Annotated in this window: 11 protein-coding genes; 8 read left to right on the forward strand and 3 right to left on the reverse strand. The window is 69.9% G+C overall.

The features are described 5' to 3' along the window. Window positions 1–41: 41 nt before the first annotated feature. The 3 genes from R2B38_RS12835 to R2B38_RS12845 all read left to right on the forward strand — a co-directional run bounded on the left by R2B38_RS12835 (window position 42) and on the right by R2B38_RS12845 (window position 3,334). A complete protein-coding gene (locus tag R2B38_RS12835; protein WP_318016349.1) occupies window positions 42–1,082 on the forward strand; it encodes a 2-hydroxyacid dehydrogenase in 1,041 nt (346 codons plus the stop codon). A 333-nt stretch (window positions 1,083–1,415) separates the two neighbouring features. Further along, a complete protein-coding gene (locus tag R2B38_RS12840) occupies window positions 1,416–2,837 on the forward strand; it encodes an FGGY family carbohydrate kinase (RefSeq protein ID WP_318016350.1) in 1,422 nt (473 codons plus the stop codon). 263 nt (window positions 2,838–3,100) lie between these two features. After that, window positions 3,101–3,334: a hypothetical protein gene (locus R2B38_RS12845; protein WP_318016351.1), complete on the forward strand. Its 234-nt coding sequence runs from the start codon at window positions 3,101–3,103 to the stop codon at window positions 3,332–3,334. Between the two features lie 12 nt (window positions 3,335–3,346). On the opposite strand, the gene R2B38_RS12850 is transcribed toward R2B38_RS12845, so the two are convergent. Beyond that, window positions 3,347–4,012: a DsbA family protein gene (locus R2B38_RS12850; RefSeq protein ID WP_033284608.1), complete on the reverse strand. Its 666-nt coding sequence runs from the start codon at window positions 4,010–4,012 to the stop codon at window positions 3,347–3,349. Between the two features lie 174 nt (window positions 4,013–4,186). Between R2B38_RS12850 and pepN the strand changes: the two genes are divergently transcribed. Together pepN and R2B38_RS12860 are read left to right on the forward strand one after the other, a co-directional pair. After that, on the forward strand, window positions 4,187–6,793 hold the full coding sequence (pepN, locus tag R2B38_RS12855; protein ID WP_318016352.1) for an aminopeptidase N: 2,607 nt from the start codon (window positions 4,187–4,189) through the stop codon (window positions 6,791–6,793). A gap of 206 nt (window positions 6,794–6,999) precedes the next feature. Then, complete coding sequence (locus R2B38_RS12860) at window positions 7,000–8,049, forward strand: hypothetical protein (RefSeq protein ID WP_318016353.1); 1,050 nt, start codon at window positions 7,000–7,002, stop codon at window positions 8,047–8,049. 98 nt (window positions 8,050–8,147) lie between these two features. On the opposite strand, the gene R2B38_RS12865 is transcribed toward R2B38_RS12860, so the two are convergent. Further along, complete coding sequence (locus R2B38_RS12865; protein ID WP_318021660.1) at window positions 8,148–9,362, reverse strand: glycosyltransferase; 1,215 nt, start codon at window positions 9,360–9,362, stop codon at window positions 8,148–8,150. A gap of 154 nt (window positions 9,363–9,516) precedes the next feature. Continuing rightward, window positions 9,517–9,933, reverse strand: coding sequence for an ATP-binding protein (locus tag R2B38_RS12870; protein WP_318016354.1), 417 nt, complete (start codon window positions 9,931–9,933; stop codon window positions 9,517–9,519). A gap of 200 nt (window positions 9,934–10,133) precedes the next feature. Here R2B38_RS12870 and R2B38_RS12875 point away from each other — a divergent pair, with 200 nt between their 5' ends. The 3 genes from R2B38_RS12875 (at window position 10,134) to R2B38_RS12885 (ending at window position 11,620) form a co-directional block, all read left to right on the forward strand. Continuing rightward, complete coding sequence (locus tag R2B38_RS12875; protein ID WP_318016355.1) at window positions 10,134–11,015, forward strand: helix-turn-helix transcriptional regulator; 882 nt, start codon at window positions 10,134–10,136, stop codon at window positions 11,013–11,015. Between the two features lie 4 nt (window positions 11,016–11,019). Then, on the forward strand, window positions 11,020–11,307 hold the full coding sequence (locus tag R2B38_RS12880; protein ID WP_318016356.1) for a DUF397 domain-containing protein: 288 nt from the start codon (window positions 11,020–11,022) through the stop codon (window positions 11,305–11,307). A gap of 85 nt (window positions 11,308–11,392) precedes the next feature. Further along, window positions 11,393–11,620, forward strand: coding sequence for a DUF397 domain-containing protein (locus tag R2B38_RS12885; protein ID WP_318016357.1), 228 nt, complete (start codon window positions 11,393–11,395; stop codon window positions 11,618–11,620). Window positions 11,621–12,165: the final 545 nt, after the last annotated feature.

Consider the following 12,165-nt stretch of genomic DNA (forward strand, 5'->3'; position numbering starts at 1 on the left):
CGTTCCCCGTTCATCGTGGCGGAGAGGGAGGGAGCCCCACGATGACCAAGACCCTGCGTGTCGTCGCCGCCGGTGACCATTTCGTACTGCCTTCGCTGATCACCGCGGCCATCACCGAGGAACTGCGCGAACACCCCTTCACGGTAAGAGAGTTGGAGCTCGGCTGGCCTCTGGAACCCTTCGGACCCGTCGCCGAGGTGGAGGAGGCCAGCGATGCCGAGGACGAGGTGATCGAGGCCCTGCGGGACAGCGGAGCCAGTGCGCTGGTCACCCAGATGGGGCCCGTCACCGAGCGCGTACTGGATGCCTGCCCCGATCTGCGGCTGGTCGTCGTGTGCCGGGGCGGTCCCGTCAACGTCAACCTGGACGCGGCCAAGACCCACGACGTACGGGTGTGCTTCGCGCCCGGCCGCAACGCCGCCGCGACCGCCGAGTTCACCGTCGGGATGATGCTCGCCGCACTCCGCCGGATCCCGCAGGCCCATGAACTCCTTGCGGGGCAGGGCAGTTGGGAGGCGGGGGCGGCCTACTACACCTACCGGCACAGCGGGCTGGAGCTGGAGGACCTGCCGGTCGGGCTCGTCGGCTACGGGGCCGTCGGCAGTCGCGTTGCCCGGGTGCTCTGTGCCTTCGGGGCACGCGTGATGGTGTACGACCCGTATGTGCACGGCGAGATCCACGGACTCCGGGTCAGCGAGCTGGACGAACTCCTGCGCCGGTCCCAAGTCATCACGCTGCACGCCCGGTTGACCCCCGAGACACGTGATCTGATCGGCGCCCGCGAACTGGCGCTGCTGCGGCCCGGCGCGGTGGTGGTGAATGTGGCGCGGGGTCCGTTGCTGGACGAGGAGGCGTTGTGCGACGCGTTGGAGAGCGGCCAGGTGTCAGCCGCCGCCCTCGACACCTACACACGCGAGCCCTTGCCCGCCGGGTCACGCCTGTTCGGCTTCGCCGACCGGGTCACCCTCACCCCGCACCTCGGGGGTGCATCCCGGTCCGTGGCCCAGAAGGCGGCACGCATCGCGGCGGCGGAGGTAGGACGCTGGGCACGAGGTGAGCGCTTGTCCCACCAACTCGGGTGAGAGCCCACCAAGTTCCACTGTGCCAACGTGGACGGCCGAGAGGGAGCCGTAGGGGCGCGCCGGTGTTGAGAGCCCCAGCGCGCGGAGGCCCGAAGGGTCGAGCACGGTGGGTCTCTCGACACCGGCTCCCAGCGCCCCGGAGGCGACCGAACCAAAAGAGGTGCGCGAGGGGTGCGCTGACAGCACAGGCCCACTTACGCGACGCCAACCAACACCGGCCCACCTACGCGACACCACTCAACACCGGCCCACTTACGCAAAACAACCCAACACCGGCCCACCTCCACCCCACTTCACCCGACCCCCCATCCCCCACCCCCAGGAGGCCCCCACATGTACGTCGGAATCGATGTCGGCACGTCCACGGTGAAGGCCGCCGCCTTCGACGACTCCGGGCGTGAACTCGCCGTAGCAGCACGCCCGGTGGGCCTCTCCATGCACGGCGGGTTCGTCGAGCAGGACATGGACGAGGTCTACGGCGCGGTCGTCGCCGTACTGGACGAACTCACGGCGGAGGTCGACGGACCGTTCGAGCTCGCCGGGCTGACCGGGCAGGGCGACGGGGTGTGGCTGGTGGACGCGGACGGGCGGCCGGTGCGGGCGGCGGCGTCCTGGATGGACGGTCGGGCACACGAACTGCTCGATCAGTGGCTGGCGGACGGAACCTTCGAGACGGTGTTCCGGCGGACCGGGAGCGCGATGTTCCCCGGGTGTCCGGGGCCGCTGCTGGCGTGGCTCGCCGCGCACGAGCCCGCTGCTCTCGACGCCGCCGCCACCGCCCTGTACTGCAAGGACATGGTGTTCCAGCGGCTGACGGGGGCGCGGGCGACCACCGATGTCTCGGACGCGTCGATGCCGTTCCTCGACCCCCGGACGCGGTCGTACGACAACGGTGTCGTCGAGTTGCTCGGGCTGACCCGGCGACGGCGGCTGCTGGCACCGGTCGCCGACCCGGTCGCCACGGCCGAGACGCGTGGCGAGGGGCTACCGGCGGGGACCCGGATCGCGAACGGGCCGTACGACCTGCCCGCCTGCGCGCTCGGCGCGGGTGTCACCGAGCCCGGGGACGGACTGCTCATCGTCGGGACCTGTCTCGCCAGCCTCGTCGCGACCACCGAGCTGGACCTGAGCGGCGAACCGGCAGGGCTGTACATCTCCCTCGACCGGCCGGGGCACTGGCTGCGGGCCATGCCGGCGATGGTCGGTACGGCGGCCCTGGACTGGGTGCTGTCGACGACCGGCGTCCGGCACGAGGAGGTGGACGCGCTGCTCGCGGCGACCCCGGCCGGGGCGAACGGGGTGCGGGTGCTGCCGTACTTCGCGCCGTCCGGCGAGCGCGCGCCCTTCGTCGAGCCCCGCCTCCGCGCCGAACTCACCGGTGTCTCCCTGGAGTCGACGCCGGCCGATCTGATCCGGGCGACCTGCGAGGGCATCGGCTACGCGGCCCGGCACTGCCTGGAGGCGGCCGGCCTCACGGGCTCCCTGGCCGTGTGCGGTGGCGGTACGCGCAGCCCGGCCTGGATGCGGCTGCTCGCGGATGTGCTGGGGCGGCCGTTGCGGGTCGTCGAAGGTGAGGTGGGCGCGCGGGGTGCGGTGCTCGCGGCGGCCGAGCGGTACGGGGTTCCTCTGGACGCGGGGGCGTGGACGCGGCCGACGGAGATCGTGGAGCCGGACGCGGGACGGGCCGCGTTCTACGCCAAGGGGTTCGAGGACCACCTCGCCCGCCTGACGACCGCGCGCCACCGGAGCCGATGACGCCGAACGCAACGCAAGCCACGTCCTACGCCAAGGAGTTCAAGAACCACCTCACTCACCCGACGACCGCACACCACCGAAGCCGATGACGCCGAACGCAACGCAAGCCACGTCCTACGCCAAGGAGTTCAAGAACCACCTCACTCACCCGACGACCGCGCTCACCCGACGGCCGCGCGCCACCGGAGCCGGTGATTTCGGGGGCGGGCGCCTGCGATTCGCGGTGTACTACCGGCCTGGCCGTGCGTGGCGAGGAGGAGTTCATGACGGTGCTTCGACGGTGGTGCCCGAACTGTCTCGGGTGGCAGGACTTCCAACAGCTGGCCGACGCCGAGAAGGCCGCCGTCCGTGAGGAGAAGGGGCCCCGGCACTACGTGGGGGATCTGTGGCGCTGCGCCGTGAAGGGCTGTGTGCGGTACCAACCGGCGTACCACGCGCGGGGCGGCGGCGATCTCCCCGAGAAGTTCCGTGAGGAGAAGGCCGCCGCCCCGGAGTGAGCGCCGCCGTGCTTACACCAGGTTGCTGAAGTCCGGGCCCTTCGTGCGGGTGCGCTTCAGCTCGTAGAAACCGGGGACCGAGGCGACCGCGACGGTGCCGTCCCAGAGGCGGGCCGCTTCCTCGCCCTTGGGGGCGGGGGTGACGACCGGGCCGAAGAAGGCGATCTGCTCGCCGTCGGGGCCCGGGACGGCGATGACGGGGGTGCCGACGTCCTGGCCGACCTTGTCGATGCCCTCCTTGTGGGAGGCGCGCAGCTCGGCGTCGAACTCGAAGTCCTCCTGGTCCGCGTAGTCGATCAGGTCGGCGGGCAGGCCGACGTCGGCGAGCGCGCCGGCGACGGCCTCGACGGTCGGACCCTCGCCGTTGTTGTGGATGCGGGTGCCGAGCGCGGTGTAGAGCGGGCCCAGGATGTCCGAGCCGTGCTTCTGCCACGCGGCGGTGACCACGCGGATCGGCTTCCACGCCTTGGTCGCGAGCAGCTCGCGGTACTCCTCGGGCAGCTCGTCGAGCCGGGGTTCGTTGAGCACCGCCAGGCTCATGATGTGCCAGCGGACCTCGATGTCCCGGACCTTCTCCACTTCCAGCACCCACCGGGAGGTCATCCAGGCCCAGGGGCACAGGGGGTCGAACCAGAAGTCCACGGGGGTCTTGGCGGGCGTGGTCGCGGTCTCAGACATGACGCTCCTCGGAATACGGCCGTTTCCCCACGGCAACACCGCCCCTCGCCACCTCATTCCCGGGTACCCGCCGTCAGGGGCGCATGGCAGGATCGGCCCTGACCGCATAGCGAACAGCGTTGATCGAACACAGTTGATCGAACACCAACCGACGTCACCCGAGGGAGCCACTCCGTGCCCGGTGAGAATCTGACCCGCGACGAGGCCCGTGAGCGGGCCGCCCTGCTGTCCGTCGACGGGTACGACGTGTCCCTCGACCTGCGCTCGGCGGTGGGTGACGACGCCGGGGAGGGGCCGCGGACCTTCCGGTCGGTGACCACGATCCGGTTCCGCTGCGCCGAGCCGGGCGCGGCGAGCTTCGCGGACCTGATCGCACCGGCCGTGACCGCCCTGTCGCTCAACGGCAAGGACCTCGACCCGGGCGCGGTCTTCGACGGCACGCGTATCCAGCTGGAGGACCTGGCCGCCGAGAACGAGCTGATCGTCGACGCGCAGGCCGCGTACTCCCGCACCGGCGAGGGCATGCACCGCTTCGTCGACCCGGAGGACGGCGAGGTCTACCTCTACACCCAGTACGAGCCGGCCGACTCCCGCCGTGTCTTCGCCAACTTCGAGCAGCCCGACCTCAAGGCGCCGTTCCGCGCCGAGGTGAAGGCCCCCGAGGGCTGGACGGTGTGGAGCAACGGCGTCGGCGAACTGACCGACGGCGTATGGAAGTTCGCGGAGACGAAGCCGATCTCGACGTACATCACGGCGTTCGCGGCGGGCCCGTACCACTACGTGACGGACTCCTACTCCCGCACCTTCGACGACGGTACGACGCTGGAGATCCCGCTCGGCGCGATGTGCCGCAAGGGCCTGGCGCCGTACTTCGACGCCGACGACGTCTTCCTGATCACCAAGCAGGGGCTGGACTTCTTCCACGAGCACTTCGACTACCCGTACCCGTTCGGGAAGTACGACCAGGCGTTCGTGCCGGAGTACAACCTCGGCGCGATGGAGAACCCGGGGCTCGTCACCTTCCGCGAGGAGTACATCTTCCGGGGGAAGGTGACGCAGGCCTCGTACTCGGGGCGGGCGAACACGATCCTGCACGAGATGGCGCACATGTGGTTCGGCGACCTCGTCACCATGGAGTGGTGGGACGACCTGTGGCTGAAGGAGTCCTTCGCCGACTTCATGGGCGTGTTCGCCAACGTCGGCGCGACCCGCTTCACCGACGCCTGGATCAGCTTCGCCAACCGCCGCAAGGCGTGGGCCTACCGCGCGGACCAGCTCCCCTCCACGCACCCGATCACCGCCGACATCCGCGACCTCCAGGACGCGAAGCTCAACTTCGACGGCATCACGTACGCCAAGGGGGCTTCCGTACTGAAGCAGTTGGTGGCGTACGTCGGCCAGGACGCGTTCCTGGAGGGCGCGCGCCGCTACTTCAAGCGGAGTGCCTACGGCAACACGCGCCTCGGCGATCTGCTGTCGGTGCTGGAGGAGACGAGCGGGCGGGACATGGCGTCCTGGTCGCGGTCGTGGCTGCAGACGGCCGGGGTCAACTCCCTCACCCCGCAAGTGGTGTTGGACGTGGAGGGCGGCCGTATCGCCGAGCTGACGGTGCTTCAGGAGGCGGCGGAGTCGCACCCCGAACTGCGCCCGCACCGGGTGGTGATCGGCCTCTACCGGATGGAGGACGGCCGTCTCGTGCGGTACGAGCGGGCCGAGGTGGACGTCGACGGCCCGCGGACGGTCGTGGTGGAGCTGGCCGGTGCGGACGCGCCGGAGCTGGTGCTCGTCAACGACGAGGACCTCACGTACGCCAAGACCCGTTTCGACGCTGTGTCGTTGGCGACCCTGCGCGACCATCTCGGGGCGCTCACCGACCCGATGGCGCGGGCGCTGTGCTGGTCGGCGCTGTGGAACATGACGCGGGACGCGCTGCTGCTCGCGCCCGACTTCATCGACCTGGTGATGCGGTTCGGGCGCCGGGAGACCGACATCGGTGTCCTGCAGATGCTGCACGCGTGGGCGAACTCGGCGCTGGTCAACTACTCGCCGCCGTGGTGGCGCGAGACCGGCGCGAAGCTCCTGGCGCACATCGCGCTGCGGGATCTGCGGGACGCGGAGCCGGGCAGTGAGCAGCAGCTGGCGTGGGCGCGTTTCTACGCGTCGGCGGCGTCGGCGCCGGAGGAACTCGCCCTGCTGCACGCCCTGTTGGATGGTACGGAGAAGGTGGAGGGGCTGGTGGTCGACCAGGAGCTGCGCTGGGCGTTCCTGGAGCCGCTGACCGCGCACGGCGCCGCCGACGAGGCCCTCGTGGCCGCCGAACTGGCCCGGGACGACACCGCGTCCGGCAAGCGCCACCAGGTCCGCTGTCTCGCCGCCCGCCCCTCGGCGGCCGTCAAGGCACAGGCGTGGGCGCAGGTCGTGGAGTCGGACGCGCTGTCCAACGCGCTCGTCGAGGCGACCATCGCGGGGTTCGCGCAGCCGTCGCAGCGGGAGTTGCTCGCGCCGTACACGGAGAAGTACTTCGCGGCGATCGAGCGGGTGTGGTCGGAGCGGTCGATCCAGATCGGCGTGGATGTGGTGCGGGGGCTGTTCCCTGCGTTCCCGGCCGCCGAGGACGCGCAGGCGACGCTGGACGCGACGGACGCGTGGCTGACGTCCCACGAGGGGGCGGCACCGGCGCTGCGGAGGCTGGTGCTGGAGTCGCGGGACGACCTGGCGCGGGCGCTGCGGGCGCAGGCGGCGGACGACGAGGGGCGGGGTTCCGGCAGCTACCAGGGCTGACCCTTGGCCTCCGGTCGACCTCTCCGTCACCGTTACTGAATACAGGTAATCCACCCCGTAACCCCTGGTCCACCCCATCCGGACCAGGGGTTTTCGGCGCCTACTCGGCATCCGAACGCCTGTCCTTTAGTGCCGCCTTGTCCGGATTTATCGACGGGCATGTAACAGCGGTTAGGGACCGGATCCGGCGCGGGAAACCCCGTTGCATGAACCACAACACCCCGCTCTCCCCCCGCCCCCTCAGCCACCTCACCGAGGTGCACCGCCGCGTGCTGACGACGGCTCAGCTCCGGGCGCACGGCGTCCCGGCCGCCGAGGTGAACGAGCAGTGCCGTCCCGACGGGCCGTGGCAGCAACTCCTCCCCGGCGTCGTCCTGTTGCACTCCGGCCCGCCCACCGGCGAGGAGCGGCTGCACGCGGTGCTGATGTACGCGGCGCGGGAGCGGACGGCGGGGGTCCCGGTCCAGCCGGGCGCGGAGGGGCCGCACCGCCCGACGTACACGGAGACGATGGTCACGGGCCTGGCGGCGCTGACCCTGCACGGCTTCACGTCGGCGCCGGAGCTGGCCTCCCTGAAGCAGATCGACGTCCTGGTCCCGCGGATGCGCCGACTGCGCTCGACGGGCAGCGCGCGGATCGTCCGCACCGCTGCACTCCCAACCGCCCAGCAGGTGAAGGGCGTTCCGGTCGCCCCGGTGCCGCGGGCCCTCGCGGACGCGGTGGCCGAACTGTCGGACGCGAACGCGGTACGCGGGCTGCTCACCGAGGCGGTACGCGGCGGCCACTGCGAACCGGCCGCGGTGGTACGGGAGTTGAACAACGCCAAGCTGCTGAGCCGCCCGCACGTGGTGGACGCGGTGGACTCCCTGCTGGCCGAGGGCCGCGCGATCGCGGAGGACCGCCTCTACCGGATGGTGAGCGAGCACGGCCTCCCGGACCCGGTCTGGAACGTCGACCTGCGCCTGCCCGGCGGCCCGCACCTGGGCGGCCTGGACGCGTACTGGCCCGAGCAGGCGGTGGCCGTAGAACTGGACACCCGTGCACCGCGTCAAGGCCATCGGCAGGACAACGACGCCCTGTGGTCGGAGTACGCCCGCAAGCGCGAGCACCTGGAGCGGCTGGGCATCACGGTCGTCCACATCACCCCGAAGAAGCTCCGGGACGCGATGGAGCAACAGGCGGCGGTGGTCCGTACGGCGCTGATGGCGGCGGCGGACCGCGATCCGGCCGCGTATGTCGTGGTGCTGCCCCGGTAGTGACGGACCGGGGCGGGATCAGGAGGGGAGAGGAGGGGCCACCGGGGGTCGGTGGCCCCTCCTCATGTCTGCCGTCGCGTGTTTTACAGGGGTGTGTTCTACAGGGGTTCCGGCAGGGGCGGCGGGGTCGCGGTGCTGGTCGTGTGCCCCGCGTGCAGGCCGTCCATGAGGGCGGCGTAGGAGGCGATCATGCGCGTACGGCTGAAGCGTTCGCGGCTGCGGGCGTGGGCCTGGGCGAACTCCGCGCGGCCGATGACCGCCTCGGTCCAGGCCGACGCGATGGCGTCCGGGTCGGGGGGTGTGACGATGCCGTGCCCGGCGACGATGGACGCGCTGTCGCCGACGTCGGTGGAGACGGGTACGGCCCCGCACATCATGCCCTCGATGAGACAGAGGGGCGCGGCCTCGCCGAACGACGACGTCAGCGCGACGACGTCCGACCCGGCGTAGACGGTCTCCATGTCCCGCCGCACACCGAGGAGATGAAGCCGCTGGGCGAGTCGCTCCCGGTCCGCCCCGAAGGCGGTGTCGATGTCGGCGGAGAGGGCGGGCTGGTCGTCCGTCATGCCCGTGCCGCACATGAGGACGTGGCCGGCGGGTTCGCGCCGTAGCCACTCGTGGGCGGCGCGGAGGAAGAGCGGGATGTTCTTCATGGTGGCGTAGCGGGCGGCGAAGACGACGACCGGGGCGGCATCCGGAATCCCGAGGGAGGCGCGGAGGGCGAGCCGCCGGGCGGGGTCGGGCCGGAAGCGGAACAGATCGACGCCGTTGGGGATGACGTGGAGGACCTCGGGCGGGATGCCGGCGGCCTGGTAGGCGTCGCGGGTGGACTCCGCGCAGCAGACGGCGGCGACGACCTTGCCGTCGGCGATGGCGGTCTTCAGTTCGTCGAGGGCGGCGCCCTGGTGTTCGGGGTCCGAACGGTGCAGGCACACGACGACGGGGCGGCGGGGCAGGCCCGCCTGGTTGAGCAGGGAGAGCGGCTGCTCCTTGAGGGACAGGACGACGTCGGCGTCCGCGAGGGCGCGGGCCGCGTCGGCGAGCTCGGGTCCGGTGAATCCGCCGGTGACGGTCCCGTCCGGGTCCCGGTCGCCGCCGAAGGTGCGGCCGAGGGTCGAGACGCCGACGCCGGCCCCGGTCAGCTGCTGATAGCAGGCGTCGTTCTCCATGGCCTGCCGGGTTGCTTCTCGGTGTACTTCTCCGTGGATGCTGAGCACCGTATGGTGCTGGCCGCCCTCCACCAGTCCCAGAACGACGTCGCTGTGGACGATTCGGGCTCCTCCGGAGAAGAAGCCTTCGTAGACCGACAGCACGTGCAGCTCGTGTCTAGCGCGCACACGACCACCCGCCTTGCATATGAATCGAGCCATCCCCGTGAACAGCGGGTTAGCCGTTATGAGGCGGCACGGACATTTCGTCCGAATGAACTCGGCGTCTCGTGTCTGGGTCCGATTGGTTATCCCGGGGTCAATTGGTACGGAGGCCTACGGCGAGCTGGACGCGAACCGTCTTTCCGATGTCTCCGCGCAGAAACCAATCAAGGGATTCGGCGAGCGCGGAGACGACGAGGAGTCCGCGGCCGTTCTCTGCTCCGGGAGCTTGCCTGACCACGGGGAACGCCGGGGTCGGGTCCGACACGTCGATCGTCAGCGCGGCGTCTTCTTCGTCTACGGCAACCCGCAGCCAGACCTCGTGTCCGGGGACCTTGCCGTGCCGGACCGCGTTCGCGACGAGCTCGGAGGTGACGAGGACGGCGTCGTCGATGTCGCCGGGCCAGTTCCAGAGGGTGAGGCGGCGGCGGGTGTGGGTGCGGGCGAGGGGGACGCTGCGGGGGGTCATGGGGTAGCTCATGGACCAGTCGGGGGTGAGGAGGGGGGTGGGCATGGGAGTCCTTTCGGGTGGGATGCCCAACCACGGTGACGGGGTTGCCGATTGACCTGCAATCGAAACCCGCTCGAATATTCAACGGGGACGAAAGTGGACTATGCAGAGTTCTGCACAACCGGCTGCACGCGCCGCACACGGAATGCAAGACTCGCCACACAGCACCAGGCAACACGCACACAGGCACAAGGGCGGTGCACATGGCGGCCAAACGCGGGCGCACGGGTCAACGACTCGAACTCGGGTTACAACTGCGCCAGTTGCGCGAGAACTGCGGACTAGGCGACCGGGGTGGCGGGCTCACCCGCAAGCAGGCCATCCAAGGAACGCGCATCTCCGAGGCCGCTCTGCAGCGGATCGAGACCGGCTCCCTCAACTTTCGGAACGTGGGAGATCTCCGCAAACTGCTGACTCGGTACGGCGTGAGCGACGAAGCCGTCGTCGAGTCCCTCATCAACCTCAACCGGGAGTCGGCGACCCAGGACTGGCTGACCCAGTTCCGGGGCATCATGCCCGCCGGAATGCCGGGCTTCGTCGGGCTCGAACCGGAAGCGCGGAGCATGCGGGTGTACCACCCGACGCTGGTGTACGGCCTGCTCCAGACGAAGCGTTACGCGCAGGCGCTGCTCGAACTGCACAAGCCGGTCGAGGAATCCACCTCGGAGTTCATCCGCAGCAGCGTGGAGTTGCGGATGAAGCGTCAGGAGGTGCTCACCCGGGAGGATCCGGTCAGACTGCGCGTCATCCTCGGCGAGGCCGCCCTTCGGTATCCAGTGGGAGGAGCCGAGGTGATGCACGAGCAGTTCGAGAGACTGGTGACGCTGAACTCCTGGGATCACATCACCATCCAGGTGTTGCCGTTCCGGACCGGCTACCGCTCCACCCACGACTTCGCGATCCTGGAGTTCGGCGATCAACTACCGTCGAGAGTCCAGATCGACAACGCCTGGGGAGCCCTCTCCACCTCCGACAAACCCCGCGAAGTGGACCGTTTTGTACGGCGGTTCGACTCCATGGTGGCGTCGGCGTTGTCGCCCGAGGACACCCCCGACTTCATCCACCGCCTGACACGAGAGCTGTAGATCCATGCCCACTGTCCCCACCGCCACCGCCCTCGCCCCCGAAACAGCCTGGCGCAAGTCCACCTACAGCGACGGCACCGGAAACAACTGCGTCGAACTCGCCCCGGAACAGGCCTGGTTCAAGTCCTCCTACAGCGACGCGGGCCAGAACTGCATCGAAGCCGCCCACCTCACCCCCACCGGCATAGCCGTCCGCGACTCCAAGAACCCCACCGGCCCCGCCCTGCTCCTCCCCGCGACGGCATGGGCACCCTTCCTCACCCACCTCCGTGCGCCGGGGCCCCGCGACTGACAAGCCCCCGCCCGTCGAGCGAACTCGGCCTGAAACAGGTCGAGTTGGCCGTGTGAAGTCTCCCCGAGACGAGAGGTGCAGGCCCATGTCGACGTACCCCACCGCTTCCGAACTCGCCCCGGAACAAGCCTGGTTCAAGTCCTCGTACAGCGACCCGGGCCAGAACTGCATCGAAGCCGCCCACCTCACCCCCACCGCCATAGCCATAGCCATCCGCGACTCCAAGAACCCCACCGGACCGGCGCTGCTCCTCCCCGCGACCGCCTGGGCCCCCTTCCTCTCCCACCTGCGCGAGACAGAATCGCACCGCTGATGGAATCCGACGCCAGCCCGCCGCGACCGTGAGGCACGTTTGCGCCATGCGGTAGCCGGGGTTGTCGATTCCGCTTTTCCCGGCGGACGCATGGGGCACTGCCGTGACCGCTGATTCCGCTTGCGCGTGGGCCTGGATCGGTTTCTCGCCGTGTGCGGTCTTGTGCTCTTGTGTCGCCTGCTGTCCGTGTGTCTAAAGTGACGCCTGCTCCCGGTTCAGTTGGGGAACTGCGTGCCCGCCTCGTCCGAGCGGGACGGGAGCAGACGACCGCTGGACACTCAGCACAACGGGGACCCCACAGGCGCGTGTCGCCACAGGCCGGTTCCCGTGTGCCTTCAACCACGGGGGATCACCGCCTTGCGCTCATGGCTGTCTGCTGTCGCTCCGTCCACGGCTTCCATCTCTTCGGTCCACGGCACCTCGTAGCCGAGCGAGTTGGCCGAGCCGACCGAGTTGACCGAGTCGACCGAGTCGACCGTGATGAAACCCGGTCACCCGCCTCCCCGCCGACAAGGCCAGTGAGTCCGCCCCTGCCGACAACGGCC

Source organism: Streptomyces sp. N50 (assembly GCF_033335955.1).
Classification (GTDB): Bacteria; Actinomycetota; Actinomycetes; order Streptomycetales; family Streptomycetaceae; genus Streptomyces.

Excerpts from the sequence above, each read along its gene's own strand:
- R2B38_RS12835 (WP_318016349.1), top strand. The coding sequence starts at position 42 with ATGACCAAGACCCTGCGTGTCGTCGCCGCCGGTGACCATTTCGTACTG.
- R2B38_RS12840 (WP_318016350.1), top strand. The coding sequence starts at position 1,416 with ATGTACGTCGGAATCGATGTCGGCACGTCCACGGTGAAGGCCGCCGCC.
- R2B38_RS12845 (WP_318016351.1), top strand. The coding sequence starts at position 3,101 with ATGACGGTGCTTCGACGGTGGTGCCCGAACTGTCTCGGGTGGCAGGAC.
- R2B38_RS12850 (WP_033284608.1), bottom strand. The coding sequence starts at position 4,012 with ATGTCTGAGACCGCGACCACGCCCGCCAAGACCCCCGTGGACTTCTGG.
- R2B38_RS12860 (WP_318016353.1), top strand. The coding sequence starts at position 7,000 with ATGAACCACAACACCCCGCTCTCCCCCCGCCCCCTCAGCCACCTCACC.
- R2B38_RS12870 (WP_318016354.1), bottom strand. The coding sequence starts at position 9,933 with ATGCCCACCCCCCTCCTCACCCCCGACTGGTCCATGAGCTACCCCATG.
- R2B38_RS12875 (WP_318016355.1), top strand. The coding sequence starts at position 10,134 with ATGGCGGCCAAACGCGGGCGCACGGGTCAACGACTCGAACTCGGGTTA.
- R2B38_RS12880 (WP_318016356.1), top strand. The coding sequence starts at position 11,020 with ATGCCCACTGTCCCCACCGCCACCGCCCTCGCCCCCGAAACAGCCTGG.
- R2B38_RS12885 (WP_318016357.1), top strand. The coding sequence starts at position 11,393 with ATGTCGACGTACCCCACCGCTTCCGAACTCGCCCCGGAACAAGCCTGG.